This window comes from Acidovorax sp. A1169 (genome assembly GCF_030704685.1).
In the GTDB taxonomy this organism is placed as follows: domain Bacteria; phylum Pseudomonadota; class Gammaproteobacteria; order Burkholderiales; family Burkholderiaceae_C; genus Acidovorax.
The window spans coordinates 51221-73541 of record NZ_JAUZDX010000004.1; the positions used below are offsets into that span (position 1 = coordinate 51221).

The following is a 22321-nucleotide window of genomic DNA, read 5'->3' on the forward strand; positions in this document are numbered from 1 at the left end:
CACGCGCCCAACGGCTACATGCAAAGTAGGCCAGGAGCCCATTGCGGGTCACGCCAAGAAGCCCCTCCTGGCCAAAAGGCGCATACTTGGCGCTGCACCACCAACCTTTGGGGTCCCTTGATACCGGGCTTCTCGCCCGGGCCATGCCAGGCTACCTCACCAAGCAAGACAGCGTCCCGATCGCGGGCGCTGCGAATCTCACCATCCGTTCGCTGCTGGACAGGCAGCAGTTCTCCGACCCGCTGGGCGAGGCCGAGCGGCTGGGCATTTCGTCGGCTCTGTGGCCGCTGTTTGGCCTGCTGTGGCCCTCGGGTACGCAACTGGCCGAGCGCATGGCCACCCGGCCGCTGCAGGCGGGCGAGCGCGTGCTGGAGATCGGCTGCGGCCTGGGCCTGGCCAGCCTGGTGTGCCACCGGCGCGGCATGGACATCACCGCCAGCGACGGACACCCGCTGGCCGACCGCTTTCTGCTGGAAAACCTGCGGCTGAACGCCTTGCCGCCCATGAAATACTGCGCCGGCCACTGGAACCCGCCCGAAGGCACCGAGGGCGACGGCACCGCCGCCAGCACCGTGAGCGGCCAGTTCGACCTGATCATGGGCAGCGACGTGCTCTACGAGCGCGACGCACGCGCCACCCTGGCCGGCTTCATCGACCGCCACGCTGGCGTGGGCGCCCAGATCTGGATCGTGGACCCGGATCGCGGCAACCGCAGCGCCTTCCACAAGCAGATGGCCGCGCACCGCTTCGCCGTGGTGGAAGAGCGCCTGGACCACCCGGCCCTGGACGACCGGCCCGCCTACAAGGGCCGGCTGCTGGTGTACCAGCGCCCTGCGCTAGTGAGCTGAGGCAACAAGCGCCTCGCGCATGAAAAACGGGGCCGAAGCCCCGTCTTGATCGTGGTTACGGCCTTTCGACCATGCCAGCGGTCAGCCGACCCACTTGCGGGCATTTTGCCAAAGGCGCATCCACGGGCTCAACTTGCTGCGGTCTTCACTGGTCCAGCTCATCTGCACGTTGCGGAACACGCGCTCGGCGTGCGGCATCATGGCCGTGAAGCGGCCATCGGCCGTGGTCACGGCGGTGAGGCCGCCCGCGCTGCCGTTGGGGTTGAAGGGGTACTGCTCGGTGGCCGCACCGTGGTTGTCCACGTAGCGCATGGCCGCAATCGCCTTGTCGGCATTGCCCCGGTAGCGGAAGTTGGCATAGCCCTCGCCGTGCGCCACGGCGATAGGCAGGCGGCTGCCGTTCATGCCCTGGAAGAACAGGCTGGGCGATTCGAGCACCTCCACCATCGACAGGCGGGCCTCGAAGCGCTCGCTCTGGTTGGTGGTGAAGCGCGGCCAGTCCTGCGCACCGGGGATGATGTCGGCCAGTTCGGCAAACATCTGGCAGCCGTTGCACACGCCCAGGCCAAAGGTGTCCGCGCGGCCGAAGAAGCCCTGGAACTGCTCGGCCAGCACCGGGTTGAAGGTGATGCTGCGCGCCCAGCCGATGCCGGCACCCAGGGTGTCGCCATAGCTGAAGCCGCCGCAGGCGACCACGCCCTTGAAGTCCGCCAGTTGGGCGCGGCCGGTCTGCAGGTCGGTCATGTGCACGTCGTAGGCCTCGAAGCCCGCTTCGGTGAAGGCATAGGCCATCTCGATGTGCGAGTTGACGCCCTGCTCGCGCAAGATGGCGACCTTGGGGCGCGCCAGGTTGAGGTAGGGCGCAGCCACGTTCTCGGCCGTGTCGAACGTGAGGTGCACATGCATGCCGGGATCGGCCGGGGCGCCGGCAGCGGCGTGCTCGGCATCGGCGTTGGCGGGGTTGTCGCGCTGCTGGCAGATCTTCCAGCTCACGGCGTCCCACACCTGGTGCAGATCGACCAGCGGCGCGCTGAACACGGCCTTGGCATCGCGCCAGACCTGCAGCTCGCCCTTGCCAGCGTCGATGGGCGAGGACACCGGCCGCGTCTTGCCCACGAAATGGCTGAAGCGCGACAGATTGTGCTCGCGCAGCAGCTGCATCACCTCGTTACGCTCGGCGGTGCGCACCTGCAGCAGCACGCCCAGCTCTTCGTTGAAGAGTGCCTTGAGCGTGAGTTCTTCACGGCGCGCGCTGACCTGGGTGGCCCAGTTCTTGGCGTCGCCGGTTTCCATGCGGCTGTCGCTGATGCCGTCGCCCTCGGTGACCAGCAGGTCCACGTTGAGCGACACGCCCACGTGGCCGGCAAAGGCCATCTCGGCGGCGGCGGCCAGGAGGCCGCCATCGCTGCGGTCGTGGTAGGCCAGGATCTGGCCTTTGGCGCGCAGCGCGTTCACCGCGTTGACCAGGTTCACCAGGTCCTGCGGGTCATCGAGGTCGGGCACCACATCGCCGCTTTGCTCCAGCGTCTGGCCCAGGATGCTGCCGCCCATGCGGCTCTGGCCCTTGCCCAGGTCGACCAGCACCAGGGTGGTGTCGGCTTCGGTCGCGTCAAGCTGCGGCGTGAGCGTGCCGCGCACGTCGGCCAGCGAGGCGAAGGCGCTCACGATCAGGCTCACGGGCGAGGTGACCTTCTTCTTGTCGCCGCCCTCTTGCCACTGCGTGCGCATGGACAGCGAATCCTTGCCCACGGGGATGGAGATGCCCAGGGCCGGGCACAGCTCCATGCCCACGGCCTTCACCGTGGCGTACAGCGCCGCGTCTTCACCGGGTTCGCCACAGGCGGCCATCCAGTTGGCGCTGAGTTTCACGCGCGGCAGCTCGATGGGCGCGGCCAGCAGGTTGGTGATGGCCTCGGCCACGGCCATACGGCCCGATGCGGGCGCGTTGATGGCCGCCAGGGGCGTGCGCTCGCCCATGCTCATGGCCTCGCCGGCAAAGCCTTTGTAGTCGGCCAGGGTCACGGCGCAATCGGCCACGGGCACCTGCCAGGGGCCCACCATCTGGTCGCGGTGCGACAGGCCACCCACCGTGCGGTCGCCGATGGTGATGAGGAAGCGCTTGGAGGCCACCGTGGGGTGGGCCAGCACGTCGATCACGGCCTTTTGCAGCGGCACGCCGGTGAGGTCCATGGGCGCGAACTGGCGCTCCACCGTGGCCACGTCGCGGTGCATCTTGGGCGGCTTGCCCAGCAGCACGTTCATGGGCATATCGACCGGGCTCTTCTGGTCGCCAGCGGCCACGGCCGTGTCGTCCAGCACCAGCTGGCGCTCTTCGGTGGCGGTGCCGATCACGGCAAAGGGGCAGCGCTCGCGCTCGCAGAAGGCCTGAAACTGGGCCAGCGAACCGGGGGCGATGGCCAGCACGTAGCGTTCCTGGCTCTCGTTGCTCCAGATTTCCTTGGGCGCCATGCCCGACTCTTCGAGCGGCACGGCGCGCAGGTCGAAGCGTGCACCGCGGCCGGCGTCGTTGGTCAGCTCGGGGAAGGCGTTGGACAGGCCGCCCGCACCCACGTCGTGGATGGCCAGGATGGGGTTGGCATCGCCCTGCGCCCAGCAGTGGTTGATGACCTCCTGCGCACGGCGCTCGATCTCAGGGTTGCCGCGCTGCACGGAGTCGAAGTCCAGCTCGGCCGCATTCGTGCCGGTGGCCATGGAGCTGGCGGCGCTGCCGCCCATGCCGATGCGCATGCCGGGGCCGCCCAGCTGGATCAGCAGCGAGCCGGCGGGGAACTCGATCTTCTTCGTAAGGCCCGCGTCGATCACACCCACGCCGCCCGCGATCATGATGGGCTTGTGGTAGCCGCGCTGCACGCCCCCCACGTTCTGCTCGTACTCGCGGAAGTAGCCCGCCAGGTTGGGCCGGCCGAATTCGTTGTTGAAGGCCGCGCCGCCCAGGGGGCCTTCGACCATGATCTGCAGCGGGCTGGCGATGTGCTCGGGCTTGCCGACCTCGCTGCCCCAGAGCTTGGACACGGTGAAGCCGGTGAGGCCCGCCTTGGGCTTGGAGCCCCGGCCGGTGGCGCCTTCGTCGCGGATTTCACCGCCGGCACCAGTGGAGGCACCGGGGAAGGGCGAGATCGCCGTGGGGTGGTTGTGCGTTTCCACCTTCATCAGCACGTGCTGGGTGGCTTCGCTCTTGGCGTAGCCCACCGTGCCGGCATCGCCCATGCGCGCCAGGAAGCGCTCGACGGTGTGGCCTTCCATGACGGAGGCGTTGTCCGAGTAGGCGATCACCGTGTGCTGGGGCGCCAGCTGGTGGGTGTTGCGGATCATGCCGAACAGGCTCTTGTCCTGCGCCACGCCGTCGATGGTGAACTCGGCGTTGAAGATCTTGTGGCGGCAGTGTTCGCTGTTGGCCTGCGCGAACATCATCAGTTCGACGTCGCTGGGGTTGCGCGCCAGGCCGGTGAAGGCGTTGACCAGGTATTCGATCTCGTCCTCGGCCAGGGCCAGGCCGAAGCGGGTGTTCGCAGCCTCCAGCGCGGCGCGGCCGCCGCCGAGCACATCCACATGCTCCATGGGCGCGGGCTGCAGCTCGGTGAACAGGGCTGCGGCGCCGCTGCGGTCGGCCACCACCGATTCGGTCATGCGGTCGTGCAGCAGGGCCGCGACCTGGGCCACCTGGTCGGCGCTCAGCTCGGGCGTGCCGCCCAGCAGGCCGGGCTTGAGGGCCACGCGGTATTCGGTGATGCGCTCCACGCGGCGAATCGCGATGCCGCAGTTGCGCGCGATGTCGGTGGCCTTGGAGGCCCAGGGCGAGAGCGTGCCCAGGCGCGGGGTGACGACGATGACAGCCCCGTTGTCGGGACCGGCGTAGGGGTCGCCGTAGGTCAACAGGGCCGCCAGGCGCTCCTGATCGGCTGGCGAGGGTGCCGCATCGGTGGCCACCAGGTGCACGAAGCGCGCAGCGATGCCAGTGATCTTGGGGTGGATGGCCTCGAGGGCAGGCTGGAGTTGCTGGGCGCGAAAGGTGCTGAGGGCGTTGCCGCCCGCCAGCGTGGTCATGTGCAAGGTCACGGTAGCGGCCTGTTGGGGTGTGAGGGGTACGGTGGGCGCCGCCGCCATCCGAAAAACGCAGGCTTGGTGGCGGTTAGCCTCCCATTTTAACCGGCGGCGCTCCTCCCCATGCAGCAGCAGAACCTGTTCACGATCTCCCAGGGGTCGCGCAGCGGCCTTGGCGGGTGGTATGCAAGGCGCGGTGCGCAGTTGATAGCCCGGCTATCAACAAGCGCCGCAACGCCGCAGACCGCCCGCCAAGGCCACTGCCCGAAGGGTTGGAGCGAAATCGGGCGATTGGACGCCCCGGCTGCTTGCATGGGCATGGGCCCATGCGGCGCATCCGAAGCATCCACTCATCCCGATTGCGCTCCAACGCGATCCCCTGCGAGAGCGTGAACAGGTTCTTCACCGCAATGGGATAATCCCGGCATGAGCATCACCATCAAAACTGCACAGGACATCGAGGGCATGCGCGTGGCATGCCGCCTGGCGTCTGAAGTGCTGGACTACATCGCCCCCCACATCAAGCCCGGCATCACCACCAACGAAATCGACCGGCTGGCCGCCGAATGCATGGTCCAGCAAGGCACGATTTCGGCCACGGTGGGCTACCAGCCGCCGGGCTACCCGCCCTATCCCAAATCGCTGTGCACCTCGGTCAACAACGTGGTGTGCCATGGCATTCCCAACGACAAACCCCTCAAGAAGGGCGACATCGTGAACGTGGACGTCACCGTGATCACCAAGGAGGGCTGGTACGGCGACAACAGCCGCATGTACCTGATCGGCGAAACCTCCATCGCCGCCAAGCGCCTGTGCGCGGTGACCTTCGACGCCATGTGGCACGGCATCGTGCAGGTCAAGCCGGGCGCCCACCTGGGGGACATCGGCCACGCCATCCAGAAGTTTGCCGAAGGCCTGGGGTTTTCCATCGTGCGCGAGTTCTGCGGCCATGGCATCGGCCAGCGCTTCCATGAAGAGCCCCAGGTGCTGCACTACGGCAAGCCGGGCACGCTCGACGAGCTCAAGCCCGGCATGGTGTTCACCATCGAGCCCATGATCAACGCCGGCCGCCGCGAGGTGAAGGACCATGGCAACGACGGCTGGACCATCGTCACCAAGGACCACAGCCTATCGGCCCAGTGGGAGCACACGGTACTGGTCACCGAGACGGGCTACGAGGTGATGACGTTGTCGGCCGGCTCGCCGCCGCTGCCGTCCTTTGTGACTTCCACAAAGACATAAAAAGTCAGCGGGAACCCCGCTGCGCACGACTCTTGCGTGGAACACTGCATGGCCATATCGACTGCAACGCCCCTATCGTCCATGACCGAAATCCACGCCCTTCGGGACGCCTACCGCCGCGACAAGGCGGCGCTGATGGCCTCCATCCAGGCCACGGGCGCCTCCACGCGCGGCATCCGCGTGCTGCTGCGCAAGCTTTCCACCCTGGCGGGTAGCCTGCTGCAGGAGCTGTGGCGCCGGGCCGAGCTGCCCCCCGACCTAGCCCTGGTGGCGGTGGGCGGGTTCGGGCGCGACCAGCTGTTCCCGTATTCCGACGTGGACGTGCTGCTGCTGCTGCCCGACGACCGGGCCGCCGATGGCTGCAGCGTGCTGCGCGCGCAGCTCGAAGCCTTCATCGGCAGTTGCTGGGACGCGGGGCTGGAAATCGGCTCCAGCGTGCGCACCGTTACCGAATGCCTGGCCGAGTCGGCCGCCGACGTGACGGTGCAGACCTCGCTGCTCGAAGCGCGGCAGATCTGCGGCAGCACCGGGCTGTTCGCGCAGTTCCAGGTGCAATACCGCGCGCAGATGGACCCGCAGGCCTTTCTGGTGGCCAAGACGCTGGAGATGCGCCAGCGCCACAACAAGTACGAGAACACCCCCTATTCGCTGGAGCCCAATTGCAAGGAGTCGCCCGGCGGCCTGCGCGACCTGCAGATGATCCTGTGGGTGGCCCGCGCGGCCGGCCTGGGCAGCACCTGGAAGGAGCTGGCCACCAGCGGCATGGCCACTGCCTTCGAGGTGCGCCAGATCGAGCGCAACGAGGCCGTGCTGTGCCTGATCCGCGCGCGCCTGCATGCCGCAGCAGGCCGTCACGAAGACCGCCTGGTGTTCGACCTGCAGACCACGGTGGCCGAATCCTTCGGCTACCGCTCGCAGGCGCCCGACGGCTCACGCCTGCCCATGCGCGCCAGCGAGGCCATGATGCGCCGCTACTACTGGGCGGCCAAGGCGGTCTCGCAGCTCAGCCAGATCTTGCTGCTCAACATCGAGGAATCGCTCAACCCCTCGGCGCACGAGCCGCGCCCCATCAACGAGCGCTTCTTCGAGAAGTCGGGCCTGATCGAGGTGGCCAGCGACGACCTGTACCTGAAGGACCCGCACGCCATCCTGGAGACCTTTCTGCTCTACCAGACCACCGTCGGGCTCAAGGACCTGTCGGCCCGCACCCTGCGGGCCCTGTACAACGCCCGCAGCGTGATGGACGGGGCCTTTCGCAGCGACCCGGTGAACCGCGCCGCCTTCATGCGCATCCTGCAGCAGCCCGCCGGCATCACGCATGCCATGCGGCTCATGAACCAGACCTCGGTGCTGGGGCGCTACCTGTGGGCGTTTCGCGGCATCGTGGGGCAGATGCAGCATGACCTGTTCCATGTCTACACAGTGGACCAGCATATCCTGATGGTGCTGCGCAACGTGCGCCGCTTCTTCATGGCCGAGCATGCGCACGAATACCCGTTCTGCTCGCAACTGGCGGGCGGCTGGGACAAGCCCTGGATCCTTTACCTGGCCGCGCTGTTCCACGACATCGGCAAGGGCCGAGGTGGCGACCATTCGCAGATCGGCGCCATGGAGGTGCGGCGGTTCGCCCGCCAGCACGGCGTGGACCGCGAGGATGCGCAGCTCGTCGAATTCCTGGTCAGCGAGCACCTGGCCATGAGCCGCATCGCGCAAAAGGAAGACCTGAGCGACCCCGACGTGATCGCCGCCTTTGCCAAGCGCGTGGGCAATGAGCGCTACCTCACGGCGCTGTACCTGCTGACGGTGGCCGACATCCGCGGCACCAGCCCCAAGGTGTGGAACGCCTGGAAGGGCAAGCTGCTGGAAGACCTGTACCGCGCGACCTTGCGCGCCCTGGGCGGGCGGGCACCCGATGCCGCTGCCGAGGTCGAGGCCCGCAAGCGCGAGGCCCTGGTGCTGCTGGCGCTGAGCGCACTGCCCTTCGAGGCGCACAAGGCCCTGTGGGCCACGCTGGACGTGAGCTACTTCATGCGCCACGAGGCCGCCGACATCGCCTGGCACACGCGCCACCTGTCGCGCCACGTGGGCGCGCCGCGCGCCGTGGTGCGGGCACGCCAGTCGCTGGCCGGCGACGGCCTGCAGGTGATGGTCTATGCGCCCGACCAGGAAGACCTGTTCGCCCGCATCTGTGGCTACTTCGACCGTGCGGGCTTCAGCATCCTGGATGCGCGGGTGCACACGGCCAACAACCAGCATGCGCTCGATACCTTCCAGATCGTGGCCGACGACCAGGCCGGCCACTACCGCGAGCTGACCCACATGGTGGAGAGCGACCTGGTGCATGTGATCGAGGAAGGCGGCCCGCTGCCCGAGCCCACGCGCAAGCGCGTGTCGCGCCGGGTCAAGAGCTTCCCCATCGCCCCGCGCGTCACCCTGCGCCCGGACGAGAAGGCCCAGCGCTGGCTGCTGGCCATCTCGGCCAGTGACCGTGCCGGCCTGCTCTACCTGGTGGCCCGCGTACTCGCCAACCACCACCTGAGCGTGCAACTGGCCAAGGTCAGCACCCTGGGTGAGCGGGTGGAAGACACCTTTCTGGTGCAGGGGCCCGAGCTGCAGAACAACGCGCGGCAGATCCAGATCGAGACCGAACTGCTGCGTGAGCTGTCGAACTGATCTTCAGGTCACTTCAGGCAGCTTGTCGAGCAGCTTGTCCAGCGTGACGGGGTAGTCTCGCACCCGCACGCCGGTGGCGTTGAAGACTGCGTTGGCCACTGCCGCCGCCACGCCGCACAGGCCCAGTTCACCCACACCCTTGGCCTTCATGGGCGAGGAGACCGGGTCCGTTTCGTCCAGGAAGATCACCTCCTGGTGCGGAATGTCCGCATGCACCGGCACCTCGTAGCCCGCCAGGTCGTGGTTCACGAAGAAGCCCTGGCGCTTGTCCACGGCCAGCTCTTCCATCAGCGCCGCGCCCACGCCCATGGTCATGGCACCGATTACCTGGCTGCGCGCGGACTTGGGGTTGAGGATGCGTCCGGCGGCGCACACCGCCAGCATGCGGCGCACGCGGATCTCGCCGGTGGCCACGTCCACCCCCACCTCCACGAAATGCGCGCCGAAGGTCGATTGCTGGAACTTCTTGTCCAGGTCGCCGTACTCGATGCTGTCTTCCACCACCAGTTCGCCACCCACGGCGGCCTCGGCGAGCGGTACGGAGCGCTCGCCCGAGCGCACCATGCCGTCGGCAAACACGGCGCCATCGACCGGCACGCCAAGCTTCTGGGCCACGGCCTCGCGCAGCTTCACGCAGGCGGCATACACGCCGGCAGTGGACGAGTTGCCACCCCACTGCCCGCCCGAGCCGGCCGACACGGGGAAGGCCGAGTCGCCCAGGCGCACCATGACCTTGTGGATGGGCACGCCCATCATCTCGGCAGCGGTCTGCGCGATGATGGTGTACGAGCCGGTGCCGATGTCGGTCATGTCGGTCTCCACCGTCACCATGCCCCGGGCATTGAGCCGCACGCGCGCGCCCGACTTCATCACCATGTTGTTGCGGAATGCCGCCGCCACGCCCATGCCCACCAGCCAGCGGCCATCGCGCACCTGGCCGGGCTCGGCCCGGCGCTGGCCCCAGCCGAAGCGCTGGGCACCGGTGCGCAGGCACTCGACCAGCTGGCGCTGCGAGAAAGGCCGCTCGGGCTTTTCGGGGTCGACCTGGGTATCGTTGATGGCGCGGAACTCCACCGGGTCGATGCCCAGCTTGGTCGCCATCTCGTCCATCGCGATTTCCAGTGCCATCATGCCCGGCGCCTCGCCGGGCGCGCGCATGGCGTTGCCCTCGGGCAGGTCGAGCACGGCCAGGCGCGTGGCGGTGAGCCGGTGGGCGCCGGCATAGAGCAGCCGCGTCTGGTTCACTGCCGTCTCGGGCTTGCCATTCGGCAAGTCGCCCGACCAGCTCTCGTGCGCAATGGCGCTGATCTTGCCGTTCTTGGCCGCGCCGATGCGGATGCGCTGGATGGTGGCGGGGCGGTGCGTGGTGTTGTTGGCGATCAACGGCCGCTGCAGCGCCACCTTCACGGGCTGGCGCGCGGCCTTGGCGCCCAGGGCGGCCAGCAGCAGGTCGGCGCGGATGAAGAGCTTGCCGCCAAAGCCGCCGCCGACGAAGGGCGAAACCAGGCGCACGTTGTCTTTGGGGATGCCCAGGGTCTTGGCCAGGTCGCCCACGCTCCAGTCGATCATCTGGTTGGAGGTCCACACGGTGAGCTTGTCGCCCTTCCACGCTGCCGTGGAGGCATGTGGCTCCATCATGGCATGCGAGTGGTCGGGTGTGGTGTAGGTCGCATCGTGCTGCACCGGTGCCGTATCGAAGGCTTTCTCGAAATTGCCTTTGCGCGTGTCGGCAGGCGACCCATCCTGTTCGGGGGGCTTGTGCGCCGAGGGGCGGGCCGCAGCCAGATTGAAACGGCCGTTGGCGCGGCTGTACTGCACCTTCACCAGTTGCGCAGCCGCCCGCGCCTGCTCGAAGGTCTGGGCCACCACCAGCGCGATGGCCTGGTGGTAGTGCGCGATCTCGGGGCCGCCGAGCAAGGCGGCAGTGTTGAACTGGCCCTTGCCGAGCTTGCCAGCAGTCTGCGCCGTGACGATGGTGATCACGCCCGGCGAGGCCTGTGCGGCGCGCAGGTCCATGGACTCGATGCGCCCCTTGGCAATGGCCGCACCTACTACCACGCCGTAGGCGGGGTTCTGCACCGCGTCGTGGCGCTCATAGGCGTAAGGGGCGGTGCCGCTGGTCTTCATGGGCCCGTCGATGCGGTCCATGGGCTGGCCAATGAATTTGAGCTGATCAATGGGGTTGGTGATGGCGGGGGTATCGAACTTCATGGCTCAGCTCCTTGCCTGCAACAGTACGGCGGCGATGGTGCGCTCGGCCAGCGTCAGCTTGAATGCGTTGTCGTGCGCCGGCTGCGCGCCAGCGAAGAGCCTGGCTGCCACGGCCTTGGCACCTAGGGGCATCTCGGCCTCGGCCGCCGCCACGCGCCAGGGCTTGTGGGCCACACCACCCAGGGCGATGCGGCCGGAGCCATTGCGGTTCACGATGGCGGCCACCGATACGAGCGCAAAGGCGTAGGACGCGCGATCGCGCACCTTGCGGTAGATATGCGTGCCGCCCAAGGGTTTGGGCAGCGTCACGGAAGTGATGAGCTCACCGGGCGCCAGCACCGTCTCCACATGCGGGGTGGTGCCGGGCAGGCGGTGGAAGTCGGCGATGGGAATCACCCGCGTGCGGCCATCGCCGCGCACGGTTTCCACCGTGGCGTCGAGCACGCGCAGGGCCACGGCCATGTCGCTCGGGTGCGTGGCGATGCAGGCCGCGCTGGCGCCAACCACCGCATGCTGGCGCGTGACCCCGCCGATGGCGCTGCAGCCGCTGCCCGGCTGGCGCTTGTTGCAGGGCATGTGGGTGTCGTAGAAATACGGGCAGCGCGTGCGCTGCAGCAGGTTGCCGGCCGTGGTGGCCTTGTTGCGCAACTGGCCCGAGGCACCGGCCAGCAGTGCGCGCGAGAGCACGGCATAGTCGCGCCGCACGCGCTCGTGCGCGGCCAGGTCGGTGTTGCGCGCCAGCGCGCCGATGCGCAGGCCGCCTTCGAGCGTGGGCTCTATCCTGTCGAGCTGCAAGGCGTTCACGTCCACCAGGTGCACGGGGTTTTCGATCTGCAGCTTCATCAGGTCCAGCAGGTTGGTGCCGCCGGCGATGAACCTGGCGCCGGGGACGCGTTCGACGGCGGCGGCCGCCTCTGCGGGGGACTGCGCGCGTTCGTAGGTGAAGGGCTTCATGCTTTTGCTCTCGCCGCCACTTCGGTGATGGCATCCACGATATTCGAATAGGCGCCGCAGCGGCAGATGTTGCCGCTCATGCGCTCGCGCAGTTCATCGGCCGACAGCAGGGGCCGCGCCGTGAGGTCGGCGCTCACGTGGCTCGGGATGCCCCGGCGGATCTCGTCGAGCACGCCCACGGCCGAGCAGATCTGCCCCGGCGTGCAATAACCGCACTGGTAGCCGTCGTGCTTGACGAAAGCCGCCTGCATGGGGTGCAGGTTGCGCGGCGTGCCCAGGCCTTCCACCGTGGTGACCTGCGCGCCCTCGTGCATCACGGCCAGGGTCAGGCACGAATTGATGCGCCGACCATCCACCATCACCGTGCAGGCGCCGCACTGGCCATGGTCGCAGCCCTTCTTGGTACCGGTAAGGTGCAGGTGCTCGCGCAGCGCGTCGAGCAGCGTGGTGCGGGTGTCCACCTCCAGCTCGCGCGGTTGGCTGTTCACGGAGAACGTGACTTTGGCCATGGGGGTGGGAACGGTGACGCCAGGCGGCTGGGGCGCCACGGGTGTCTGGGCATCGGCGGGCATGGCCGCTGTCGCCGTGCCGGAAGCGGCGCCGGCGATCAGCAAATCGCGCCGGGAGATCGGCAGCGCAGTCGCTTGTTGCATGTTTTTTTCCTGTGGGGACGGATCAATGCATGCTGGGCGCTGTAGCCTGCCGCGCCATGGCGGCCGTGTCCTGATTTTCTGTAGGACCAGGCCCCGCCCTCCCCCAGTGGACCGGGGGTCAGGCCCGGCAGGCCTGGATGAAGCTGTACAGCTCCGCATCCCGGTCGTGCTCGTGTGCGCTCACGTAGCGCGGCTCGGGGTAGACCGCCAGATTCACCACCACCAGCTTCTCGGCGCGGTGGATGTAGATGCGCTGGCCCGAATGGCCCATGGCCAGCATGGCTCCGTCATCAGTCAGCCACCAGCCAAAGCCGTAGCCCGTGAGCCCCAGCGAGCGCCGGGCAGGATGAAAATCCTCGGGGATGTCGAAGGCGCGGGTGGCCATGGTGTCCACCCAACCCGGGGGCAGAATGGCCGCGCCGTCCAGCACCCCGTCCGCGGCGACCAGCGAAGCCAGCCGCCCCATGTCGCGAAGCGACATTCCCGCTCGGCTGCCCGCGATCTCCTGGCCGTCCTCCGATTCGAGCGTGTAGTACGCATCGTCCTCCATGCCGCAGGGCTGCCATAGGCGGGCGCTCATGTAGTCGGCCAGGGTCTGCCCGGTTGCCGCACACAGCACGCAGCCGAGCAGGTAGGTGTCGCCGGTGTTGTAGTGCCAGTGGCTGCCGGGTGCATGCTGCGGGGGCACGGCCTGCAGCATGCGCAGCACGCCGCCCGGCACCTTGTCGGCGAGCGACTTGCTGTAGCGGTTCACATCGGATTGCCTGTCGGTGTAGACCTCGGACCAGGCCACCCCCGAAGACATGGTCATCAGCTGCCGCACGGTGACCTCGGCGTAGCCGGACGCCTGCAGTTGCGGCAGATAGCGCACCACCGGGTCGTCCACGCTGCCGATGGCGCCATCGCGCACGGCAGCCCCCACCAGCAGGGCCGTCATCGACTTCACGGTGGACATGGTGCTCCAGCGCTCGCCGGGCTGCAGCCCCAGGCCATAGCGCTCGAGCACCACCTGGCCATCGCGGATCACGAGCAGGCCGGCCACGCTGTTGCGGTCCATGAAGTCCTCGACCGTGCGCGGCTCGCCTGCGTGGGCATAGCGCAGCTGCAACTCGCGGCCGCGCACGGCAGGCCTTGCAGCACTGCCACGCCGGATGGTGCGCGTGGCGAAGAGCTGATCCACGATGCGGTAGCCATAGGCCTGCAAGGGGGGCGACCAGAGCAGGAAGTCCTCGCTGCGTGGCAGGTGCACCCTGGGTTGTGCAGTGGGGGCCGTGTCGATGGAAGGAGAAATAAGCATGTCGGACACCGTGTTGCGCTGCATGGAGGGTGCTCACTCGTTCTGGATGCCCAGGCGCTTGATGATCGGGCCCCACACCAGGGCCTCGTCCTGCATCGTTCTGGCCACCGCTTCGGGCCCCAGGGCCGTGGGCGGGTCCATGAACAGCGCGTCCATGCGGGCCTTGACGGTCGGGTCGGCCCAGAATTTCTTCGTCTCGGCATTCAGCAGCGCCACCACCTCTCTGGGTGTGCCCTTGGGCACCATCAACCCATACCAGCCGCCGGCAGGGAAGTCCTTGAGTCCGGCTTCGTAGACCGTGGGCACATTCGGCAAGGCCGGTGAGCGCTGGCTGCCGAACACCAGCAGCGGCACCACCTTGCCGCCCTTGGCCTGGGGCACCACGCTGGTGATGGCATCGGCCGTGACCTGGGTCTCGCCGCCGATCAGCCCGACCATGGCGGGGGCCGCGCCCTTGTAAGGCACGTGGGTCATCTGCAGGCCATGGTGCTGCGCCAGGAACTCGACGTTGAGGTGCGTCGAATTGCCCTTGCCGGCAGACCCGTAGTTGAGCGAGTCGGGCTTGGCGCGGGCCAGCCTGACAAGGTCGTCCAGCGACTTGATGCCCGAGGCCGGGTTGGCCACCAGCACCTGCGAGGTGCCCGCGAGCATCAGCACCGGATCGAAATCCTTCACCGGGTCGTAGGCGAGCGTCTTGTACGAGAAGCGGTTGAGCGACATGTTCGACGTGCTGCCGAACAGGATGGCATAGCCATTGGCGGGCTGCTTGGCGACGTAGCTGGCTGCGATGCCGCCATTGGCACCGGGCTTGTTGTCGACCACCACGGGTTGCCCGAGCGATTTGCCCACATGGTCGGCCCAGGCCCGCGCCAGGCCATCCGCGGCACCGCCTGCGGCCACCGGCACCACCACCGTGATGGCCCTGGACGGATAGGCCTGCTGGGCCTGCAGAGGCATGGCGGCGAAGACCACCAGGCCAGCGAGGCCCATCGCCAGCCCGGAGAAAAGAGGATATGAAACCATGGTGCGCGCCTTTGCAGTGAGTGGATGCAGGGCGATGCTATGCAGCGCCTGGCAGAACGTCCAATGCATAATTATTTGAAATCCCATTACCCACCCTCATGAAACCCGAGGCTGTTGCATGAACCTCCAGCAGTTCGAGCACTTGCTCGCCGTCGCCGAAACGGGCTCCTTCAGCCGCGCGGCCGAGCAGCTATACCTCACGCAGCCCGCGCTCAGCCGCAGCATCCTGGCCATGGAGGACGAGCTGGGCGCACCGCTCATCGAGCGCTCCGGCAAGCGCAAGCAGCTCACGCCGCTCGGTATTCTGGTCGCGGCGCGCGCCCGGCGCATCGGGCTGGAGCTGTCCGAACTCAAGCGCAGTGCCAGCCTGCTGGCGGACCTGCAGATCGGCACCGTGAAGCTGGGCCTGGGCCCTGCGCCCACGGCGATGCTGGCCGTGCCGCTGTTGCAGCACATGCTTGCGCACCACCCGCGCATCAAGGTCCAGCTCTCCAGCGGCCCGGCGGAGCTGCAATTGCAGAGCCTGCGCGCCAGGGACCTGGACGCGCTGGTGATCCACCGGCGCTCCCTGCCCCCGTACGACGACCTCAACGTGGCCTTGTTCCCGGAAATGCGCCTGGGCTTCGTCTGCCGCAGCGGCCATCCGCTACAGGGGGCCGCGCAGGTGTCGTTCGCCCAGTTGCGCCAGTACCCGCTGGCCGCCAGTGGCACGGGCCTGAGCGATGAGGCGGTGCAAAGCCTCAATGCCCACTTCGGCCAGTCCGTGCACTTCAACGAAGCCATCCAGCTCCAGTCGGACGAGGCGGCCTGCCTGCTCGAAGTGGTGCGCACCACCGACGCCGTGTTCCTGGGCGCCATCGAAGTGGCACGCGCGCTCATCGACATGGGCGAACTGGTGGAACTGAGGCTGAGCCGCCCGCTGCGGCTGACTTCGCAGTTTGCCTTCGTCACGCTGGAAGGCATCACCGAAGCCCCCGCCCTGAAGGTGGTGCGGGACTTCTGCGCAGAGCGGATGCACGACCGCTGACGGCACGGCCGCCACGCAAAGGCTCAAATGCCGTCACATTGAGCGGATCGGGAGTCGATTTGATTGGCTTTGGAACGTCTCCGGCGCGGCATGTCCCTAGAATTCGCCAACACCCATCCTTCACACCCAACACAGGACACAAGCCATGCAACTCACCAGCCAAAGTTTTCAGGACGGCCAGGCGATCCCAGGCGAATTCGCGTTCGCGGTGCCCGACACCGCCACGCATGTCGCGCTGTCATCCAACCGCAACCCGCACCTCGCCTGGAGCGGTGTGCCCGAGGGCACCCAGTCGTTCGTGGTGGTCTGCCACGACCCCGACGTGCCCAGCCGCGGTGACGACGTGAACCAGGAGGGCTGCGAAGTGCCCGCAGCGCTGCCGCGCGTGGACTTCTTCCACTGGCTGCTGCTCGATCTGCCGGCCGATACCCGGCAGATCCCGGCGGGCAGCCATTCCGACGGGGTGACGCCGCGCGGCAAACCCGGTGCTGCCGCACCCGGCGGTGCGCGCCACGGCATCAACGATTACACCGGCTGGTTCGCGGGCGACGAACAGATGAAGGGCGACTACTACGGCTACGACGGCCCCTGCCCACCGTGGAACGACACACTGGTGCACCACTACATCTTCACCGTCTATGCACTGGCCACGCCCACGCTCGCCGTCGCAGGTCCGTTGACGGGCGCCAGCGTGCGCGCGGCGCTGGCCGAGTCCTCAGTGCTCGGCCAAGCCAGCATCACGGGGCTGTACAGCCTCAATCCTGCGGTGTCGGTTGGCTGAGCGATTGGCAGGATGGCGCCCAGGCAGGTCTTTTCCACCGGCACGCACTCGCCGCAAGAAGCCAGCGGCACGCCCGTGCCCTGGCAGTTCCCATCGGGTGCGCCCGTGCTGCGGCGCAGCCTGTGCACGCTGGCGCAGCCCTGCCTGAAACAGCCGCAGCACACGCCACGTTTCGTGTTCCACGAGGCTGCGGTGGTGCTGGTGACGGCAGGCCGGCTTGATCTCGACGACGGCGTTGCGCAGGTGGCGGTGGACTCACCGGCATCGCTGCTGCTCGTCGAGCCCAACACCCGCGCGGACCTCGTGAAGACACCAGGTGGCAGCGAACAGCGCTTTCGCTCGATCCTCTTGACGCTCGCCTCCCCGCTGCTGGAGGCATTCCATCGCGCCCGCTCACCCGCCCCAGCGGACCGGCAGCCGCACCCAGCCCCGTTTCGGCAACTGCTACTGGACGACGACCTCGCCTCGACCTTGCGTCACGTGCATGCCAGTGTCGAGGTGCAGCGCGTGGGCGATGAGCGGCTCCAGTACCGGCTGATGGACCTGCTTGCAGCCTTGGCTGAACGCGGCCATGTCTTTGCGCCAAGCGCGCAGCACAGCACCGCCGGACGCCTGCGCACCCTGATCGGCGAGGCACCCGAGAGGCGCTGGACGGCCCATGAGGCCGGGCGCGCGCTCGCCATGAGCGAAGCCACGCTGCGCAGGCGCCTTGCGAACGAGCGCGAGCGCTTTGACAATCTGCTGATCGATGTGCGCATGCACCACGCGATGATGCTGGTGCAGACCACGTCGTGGAGCATCCCGCTCATCGCGCAGGCCTCGGGCTACCAGTCGCGTACGCGCTTTGCCGAGCGCTTTCGCGCGCGCTTCGGCTACCTGCCCTCGGCCGTTCGCTGACCCGAGGCCGCCCGATTCAAAAACACCCTGTCGGTAAATAGGCGAAAGCGTCCCGTAAATACCGCCGTTGCAGCCCCTGATTCTGGCCGGATTAATGCCCAGAACCGTGCGAGCAAGAAAAAAGGGTTACGCCATTGCTGACGTAACCCTTTAATTGTGGCGGAGTGGACGGGACTCGAACCCGCGACCCCCGGCGTGACAGGCCGGTATTCTAACCAACTGAACTACCACTCCTGGTAGATAGCTTTCGCCTGCATCTTTGTGACACAGGCCAAGCGCTACAACTTGGCGACCCTACGGGGATTCGAACCCCGGTACTCACCGTGAAAGGGTGATGTCCTAGGCCTCTAGACGATAGGGTCAAAACCTTGGAACCAACTCACTGACTGACTGACTGACTCAACAAACCGTGGTGGAGGTAAACGGGATCGAACCGATGACCTCTTGCATGCCATGCAAGCGCTCTCCCAGCTGAGCTATACCCCCACAAACCCCTGTGAGCCACCAATGCGACACACAACGGCAATAAACTGGCGGAGTGGACGGGACTCGAACCCGCGACCCCCGGCGTGACAGGCCGGTATTCTAACCAACTGAACTACCACTCCTGGCAGGCAGCTTTCGCTTGCAACGATGTCTTCACATCACACAAGCCAAGCGCTACAACTTGGCGACCCTACGGGGATTCGAACCCCGGTACTCACCGTGAAAGGGTGATGTCCTAGGCCTCTAGACGATAGGGTCAAAACCTTGGAACTTGCGAACTGTTTCCGATGTAAGTGGTGGAGGTAAACGGGATCGAACCGATGACCTCTTGCATGCCATGCAAGCGCTCTCCCAGCTGAGCTATACCCCCACTTGAAGTGGTCGAAAATTTCTTTTCAACCACCCTTTTCAGACTTCATTCACACTGTGTATGTCGTCATCATCAGAGCCTTGAATTATAGACAGGTTTTTAGCGGTTTTGCAAACGAACGCCAACTTTTTCGCGTCCAACCAATTCCAGCACCGCATCGACCGATGGAGTATGCGCCGTTCCGACCGTCAGCACACGCACGGGCATGGCCAGTTGGGGCATCTTCAGACCCTGTGCAGCCAGCACCTGCTTGAAGGCGGCGCTGATCGCGGCCTTGTTCCACTCGCAGGTGGCCAGTGCTGCAGCCAGCGCATCGATGGCGGGGGCGATGGCCTCGGTCACATGCTGGGCGCGCTCGGCTTCGTTGGGGGTCACGTCGCCATAGAACACCTGGGCCCAGTCGGCCAGGGCCACCGTGGTGTCGCAGCGGTCCTTGAACAGTGCGCAGATGCGGGGCAGGCGGCCATCGGCCAGCTCGGCCGCGGGCACACCGCGCTTTTGCAGCAGGGCCGACACCAGGGCAGCCAGGGCCTCGTCGTCCATGGCCTTCAGGTGCTGGGCGTTCACCCAGCGCAGCTTGGCCTCGTCGAACTGCGCGGCGCTGCGGCCCAGGTGGTCGAGGTTGAACCATTCCAGAAACTGCTGGCGGCTGAAGATCTCGTCGTCGCCATGGCTCCAGCCCAGGCGGGCCAGGTAGTTGACCATGGCGTCGGGCAGGTAGCCCTCGTCGCGGTACTGGGTGACGGGCTTGGCTCCATTGCGCTTGCTCATCTTCTCGCCCTGCTCGTTCAGGACGGTGGGCAGGTGGGCGTACACCGGCGGCTCCTTGCCCAGCGCGCGGAAGATGTTGATCTGGCGCGGTGTGTTGTTCACATGGTCGTCACCGCGGATCACGTGGGTGATGGCCATGTCGATGTCGTCCACCACCACGCAGAAGTTGTAGGTAGGCGTTCCGTCGGGGCGCGCGATTACCAGGTCGTCGAGCTCGTCGTTGCTGATCTCGATGCGGCCCTTGACCTTGTCGTCCCAGGCGACCACGCCGCCCTGCGGGTTCTTGAAGCGCAGCACGGGCTGCACGCCTTCGGGGATGGGCGGCAGGGTCTTGCCGGCCTCGGGGCGCCAGGTGCCGTCGTAGCGCGGCTTTTCCTTGGCGGCCATCTGCGCCTCGCGCAGGGCGTCGAGCTCGGCAATGCCCATGTAGCAGGGGTAGACCAGGCCGGTGGCCTTGAGGTCTTCGAGCACGGCGCGGTAGCGGTCCATGCGCTGCATCTGGTAGAACGGGCCCTCGTCGGGCTGCATGTTCAGCCATTCCATGCTTTCCAGGATCACGTCCACCGCAATCTGGCTGGAGCGCTCCACGTCCGTGTCTTCGATGCGCAGGATGAAGTCGCCGCCCATGGCACGCGCGAAGGCCCAGGGGTACAGGGCCGAGCGGATATTGCCCAGGTGGATGAAGCCCGTGGGCGACGGGGCAAAGCGGGTGCGCACGCGGCCCGCAGCTGGGGTGGGTGTGTTGTTCTGGTCGGTCATAGGTCTTGCTAGGTGGGCCGCCCTACCCCGCTGCGGTCAGGCAGGTTCAGGCGGCGGTCAATGCCGTTAATGATAAGTGCCGCGCCGTGACCGGGCGTTCAACACCCGGAAACGGCATGGGCGCACCGGATGATCGGCGCGCCCATGACTGGCTTATCAACGAAGAATATGGCCCCGCAAAGGGGCACCCGTCATGCGTCTTGCGCGTTGGGCAATGCCAGGCGCGAGGTATCTTCCTCGTTCTCTTCCACACCCACACGGCCTTCGTTCAGGCGCGCGATGTCTTCGGCGGTGATGTCGCCCGTCACATAGGTGCCGTCAAAGCACGATGCGTCGAAACCGACGATGGCCTTGTTGAGCGAGCCGATGGCGCGCTTCATGCCGTCCACGTCCTGGTAGATCAGGGCGTCGCAGCCGATGACCTGGCGGATCTCTTCCACCGTGCGGCCATGGGCCACCAGCTCGCTGCTGGTGGGCATGTCGATGCCGTACACGTTGGGGTAGCGCACCGGCGGCGCGGCGCTGGCCAGGTAGACGTTGCGGGCACCGGCGTCGCGCGCCATCTGCACGATTTCGCGCGAGGTGGTGCCGCGCACGATGGAATCATCCACCAGCAGCACGTTGCGGCCCTTGAACTCGCTGGCGATCACATTGAGCTTCTGGCGCACGGACTTCTTGCGCACGCCTTGCCCCGGCATGATGAAGGTGCGGCCCACGTAGCGGTTCTTCACGAAGCCCTCGCGGTACGGAACGCCCAGCAGGTGCGCCAGTTGCGTGGCGCTGGGCCGGCTCGATTCGGGGATGGGGATGATCACGTCGATCTCGTTGGGCGGCACCGTGGACACCACGCGCTTGGCCAGGGCCTCGCCCAGGTTCAGGCGCGCCTGGTAGACCGAGATGCCGTCCAACACCGAATCGGGGCGTGCCAAGTACACGAACTCGAAGATACAGGGGTTGAGCTGCGGGTTCTCGGCGCACTGGGCCGAATGCACGGTGCCGTCGAGCGTGATGAACACGGCCTCGCCGGGTTCGACATTGCGCTCGAACACGTGCGAGGTGCCCTCCAGCGCCACCGATTCGCTGCCCACCATGACGTTGCCGTCCACGCTGCGGCCAATGGCCAGCGGGCGGATGCCATGCGGGTCGCGGAAGGCCAGCAGGCCGTGGCCGGCGATCATGGCGATCACGGCATACGAGCCCTTGATGCGCTTGTGCACGGCACGCACAGCGTCGAACACATTTTCGGGCCGCAGCGGTACGCCTGCGGTGGCGCGCTCGAGTTCGTGCGCGAACACGTTGAGCAGCACTTCCGAGTCGCTGTCGGTGTTGGTGTGGCGGTGGTCGGTCTGGAACAGCTCGGTGCGCAGCGTCTGGGCATTGGTCAGGTTGCCGTTGTGCACCAGCACCAGGCCGAAAGGCGCGTTCACGTAGAAGGGCTGGGCCTCTTCTTCGCTGTAGGCGTTGCCGGCGGTGGGGTAGCGCACCTGGCCCAGGCCCACATTGCCGGGCAAGGCCCGCATGTTGCGCGTGCGGAACACGTCGCGCACCATGCCCTTGGCCTTGTGCATGAAGAACTTGCGGCCCTGCTGGGTCACGATGCCGGCGGCATCCTGGCCCCGGTGCTGCAGCAGCAGCAATGCGTCATAGATCAACTGATTGACGGGCGCGGTACTGACGACGCCGACGATTCCACACATAGTTCGTTTCCATCCGTTTGCGGGAACATCCCCGCTGCAAACCCACGACAACAGCTTCTGGCCGTTGCCGCCTCACGAAGGCAAGTGCCTCGTAAATTCTTCCGGAAGCGCCGGTTTCAACCCTTCGAGCACCTGGGTCAATACCGGTGCACCCCTCGATTCCTGCCACCACGCAGCCTCGTGCAGGGGCGTGAGCCCCGCCACCACGGCCACGGCCAGCAGCAGCACCATGCCCCGGAGCACCCCGAAGGCCGCACCCAGCGTGCGGTCCACCGGGCGCAGGCCGATGGACTCCACCAGCTTCTTGACCAGCCACGCCACGAATCCGCACGCAAACACCGCACCGATGAACACCAGGGCAAAGCCCGCCGCATAGCGCAGGCCAGCGGCCGATTCGCCCATGGGCAGCAAAGCTGCCATATCCTCGGCCAGCCACTGCGCCACAAAAAACGCCACAACCCATCCCACCAGGGACAGCACCTCATACACCAGGCCGCGCCAGGCCCCCATCAGCATGGAGGCCAGGAGCACGGCCACGAAAACCCAGTCCAGCGCGGCCATCACCGGCGC

The 22321-nt window shown here is 67.0% G+C and carries 15 protein-coding genes and 6 tRNA genes; 6 read left to right on the forward strand and 15 right to left on the reverse strand.

Translation table 11 applies throughout. The annotated features are described in order from the left end of the window. Positions 1-143 precede the first annotated feature (143 nt). A complete protein-coding gene (locus tag QYL93_RS08615) occupies positions 144-848 on the forward strand; it encodes a methyltransferase (RefSeq protein ID WP_305743289.1) in 705 nt (234 codons plus the stop codon). A gap of 81 nt (positions 849-929) precedes the next feature. Here the strand turns inward: QYL93_RS08615 and purL are convergent, their stop codons facing one another. Further along, positions 930-4925 carry a phosphoribosylformylglycinamidine synthase gene (gene purL, locus QYL93_RS08620; RefSeq protein WP_305743290.1) on the reverse strand — a complete coding sequence of 1332 codons (3996 nt, stop codon included), beginning with the start codon at positions 4923-4925 and terminating at the stop codon, positions 930-932. Between the two features lie 411 nt (positions 4926-5336). On the opposite strand from purL, the gene map reads away from it, so the two are divergent. Both map and QYL93_RS08630 read left to right on the forward strand, forming a co-directional pair. Next, positions 5337-6152 carry a type I methionyl aminopeptidase gene (map, locus tag QYL93_RS08625; protein ID WP_305743291.1) on the forward strand — a complete coding sequence of 272 codons (816 nt, stop codon included), beginning with the start codon at positions 5337-5339 and terminating at the stop codon, positions 6150-6152. Between the two features lie 81 nt (positions 6153-6233). After that, positions 6234-8825, forward strand: coding sequence for a [protein-PII] uridylyltransferase (locus QYL93_RS08630; RefSeq protein ID WP_305743292.1), 2592 nt, complete (start codon positions 6234-6236; stop codon positions 8823-8825). A 3-nt stretch (positions 8826-8828) separates the two neighbouring features. On the opposite strand, the gene paoC is transcribed toward QYL93_RS08630, so the two are convergent. The 5 genes from paoC to QYL93_RS08655 all read right to left on the reverse strand — a co-directional run bounded on the left by paoC (position 8829) and on the right by QYL93_RS08655 (position 14963). Continuing rightward, complete coding sequence (gene paoC, locus QYL93_RS08635) at positions 8829-11036, reverse strand: aldehyde oxidoreductase molybdenum-binding subunit PaoC (RefSeq protein WP_305743293.1); 2208 nt, start codon at positions 11034-11036, stop codon at positions 8829-8831. Positions 11037-11039: 3 nt separating this feature from the next. Further along, positions 11040-11990, reverse strand: coding sequence for a xanthine dehydrogenase family protein subunit M (locus tag QYL93_RS08640; protein WP_305743294.1), 951 nt, complete (start codon positions 11988-11990; stop codon positions 11040-11042). Next, positions 11987-12643, reverse strand: coding sequence for an aldehyde dehydrogenase iron-sulfur subunit PaoA (gene paoA / locus QYL93_RS08645; protein ID WP_305743295.1), 657 nt, complete (start codon positions 12641-12643; stop codon positions 11987-11989). Before paoA ends, QYL93_RS08640 begins: the two co-directional genes overlap by 4 nt. A 118-nt stretch (positions 12644-12761) precedes the next feature. Continuing rightward, positions 12762-13964 carry a serine hydrolase gene (locus QYL93_RS08650; protein WP_305743296.1) on the reverse strand — a complete coding sequence of 401 codons (1203 nt, stop codon included), beginning with the start codon at positions 13962-13964 and terminating at the stop codon, positions 12762-12764. Positions 13965-13973: 9 nt separating this feature from the next. Beyond that, entirely contained in the window at positions 13974-14963 is a 990-nt protein-coding gene (locus QYL93_RS08655; RefSeq protein ID WP_305743297.1) for a tripartite tricarboxylate transporter substrate binding protein, read from the reverse strand. 118 nt (positions 14964-15081) lie between these two features. Here QYL93_RS08655 and QYL93_RS08660 point away from each other — a divergent pair, with 118 nt between their 5' ends. From QYL93_RS08660 to QYL93_RS08670, 3 genes are all read left to right on the forward strand, one after another. Beyond that, positions 15082-15990: a LysR family transcriptional regulator gene (locus tag QYL93_RS08660; RefSeq protein ID WP_305743298.1), complete on the forward strand. Its 909-nt coding sequence runs from the start codon at positions 15082-15084 to the stop codon at positions 15988-15990. Positions 15991-16135: 145 nt separating this feature from the next. Next, positions 16136-16771: a YbhB/YbcL family Raf kinase inhibitor-like protein gene (locus tag QYL93_RS08665; RefSeq protein WP_305743299.1), complete on the forward strand. Its 636-nt coding sequence runs from the start codon at positions 16136-16138 to the stop codon at positions 16769-16771. 12 nt (positions 16772-16783) lie between these two features. Then, positions 16784-17668, forward strand: a complete 885-nt coding sequence (locus QYL93_RS08670) for a helix-turn-helix transcriptional regulator (protein WP_305743300.1) — start codon at positions 16784-16786, stop codon at positions 17666-17668. A 157-nt stretch (positions 17669-17825) separates the two neighbouring features. Here the strand turns inward: QYL93_RS08670 and QYL93_RS08675 are convergent. The 9 genes from QYL93_RS08675 to QYL93_RS08715 all read right to left on the reverse strand — a co-directional run bounded on the left by QYL93_RS08675 (position 17826) and on the right by QYL93_RS08715 (position 22312). Continuing rightward, positions 17826-17902: transfer RNA gene (locus QYL93_RS08675), tRNA-Asp, on the reverse strand. 52 nt (positions 17903-17954) lie between these two features. Then, positions 17955-18030: transfer RNA gene (locus QYL93_RS08680), tRNA-Glu, on the reverse strand. A gap of 48 nt (positions 18031-18078) precedes the next feature. After that, positions 18079-18154: transfer RNA gene (locus QYL93_RS08685), tRNA-Ala, on the reverse strand. 45 nt (positions 18155-18199) lie between these two features. After that, positions 18200-18276, reverse strand: a tRNA-Asp gene (locus tag QYL93_RS08690). 60 nt (positions 18277-18336) lie between these two features. Then, positions 18337-18412 (reverse strand) — tRNA-Glu (locus QYL93_RS08695). Between the two features lie 36 nt (positions 18413-18448). Then, positions 18449-18524 (reverse strand) — tRNA-Ala (locus tag QYL93_RS08700). 99 nt (positions 18525-18623) lie between these two features. After that, positions 18624-20054 (reverse strand): glutamate--tRNA ligase, encoded by a 1431-nt coding sequence (gene gltX / locus QYL93_RS08705; protein ID WP_305743301.1) that lies wholly within the window; start codon positions 20052-20054, stop codon positions 18624-18626. 191 nt (positions 20055-20245) lie between these two features. Further along, positions 20246-21751: an amidophosphoribosyltransferase gene (gene purF, locus QYL93_RS08710; protein WP_305743302.1), complete on the reverse strand. Its 1506-nt coding sequence runs from the start codon at positions 21749-21751 to the stop codon at positions 20246-20248. Positions 21752-21823: 72 nt separating this feature from the next. Then, positions 21824-22312 (reverse strand): CvpA family protein, encoded by a 489-nt coding sequence (locus tag QYL93_RS08715; protein WP_305743523.1) that lies wholly within the window; start codon positions 22310-22312, stop codon positions 21824-21826. Positions 22313-22321 lie beyond the last annotated feature (9 nt).

Coding starts and splice junctions, on each gene's coding strand:
- QYL93_RS08660 (WP_305743298.1), top strand. CDS start 15,082: ATGAACCTCCAGCAGTTCGAGCACTTGCTCGCCGTCGCCGAAACGGGC.
- gltX (WP_305743301.1), bottom strand. CDS start 20,054: ATGACCGACCAGAACAACACACCCACCCCAGCTGCGGGCCGCGTGCGC.
- QYL93_RS08615 (WP_305743289.1), top strand. CDS start 144: ATGCCAGGCTACCTCACCAAGCAAGACAGCGTCCCGATCGCGGGCGCT.
- paoA (WP_305743295.1), bottom strand. CDS start 12,643: ATGCAACAAGCGACTGCGCTGCCGATCTCCCGGCGCGATTTGCTGATC.
- QYL93_RS08670 (WP_305743300.1), top strand. CDS start 16,784: ATGGCGCCCAGGCAGGTCTTTTCCACCGGCACGCACTCGCCGCAAGAA.
- QYL93_RS08640 (WP_305743294.1), bottom strand. CDS start 11,990: ATGAAGCCCTTCACCTACGAACGCGCGCAGTCCCCCGCAGAGGCGGCC.
- QYL93_RS08665 (WP_305743299.1), top strand. CDS start 16,136: ATGCAACTCACCAGCCAAAGTTTTCAGGACGGCCAGGCGATCCCAGGC.
- QYL93_RS08630 (WP_305743292.1), top strand. CDS start 6,234: ATGACCGAAATCCACGCCCTTCGGGACGCCTACCGCCGCGACAAGGCG.
- QYL93_RS08655 (WP_305743297.1), bottom strand. CDS start 14,963: ATGGTTTCATATCCTCTTTTCTCCGGGCTGGCGATGGGCCTCGCTGGC.
- map (WP_305743291.1), top strand. CDS start 5,337: ATGAGCATCACCATCAAAACTGCACAGGACATCGAGGGCATGCGCGTG.
- paoC (WP_305743293.1), bottom strand. CDS start 11,036: ATGAAGTTCGATACCCCCGCCATCACCAACCCCATTGATCAGCTCAAA.
- QYL93_RS08650 (WP_305743296.1), bottom strand. CDS start 13,964: ATGCAGCGCAACACGGTGTCCGACATGCTTATTTCTCCTTCCATCGAC.
- purF (WP_305743302.1), bottom strand. CDS start 21,751: ATGTGTGGAATCGTCGGCGTCGTCAGTACCGCGCCCGTCAATCAGTTG.
- QYL93_RS08715 (WP_305743523.1), bottom strand. CDS start 22,312: ATGGCCGCGCTGGACTGGGTTTTCGTGGCCGTGCTCCTGGCCTCCATG.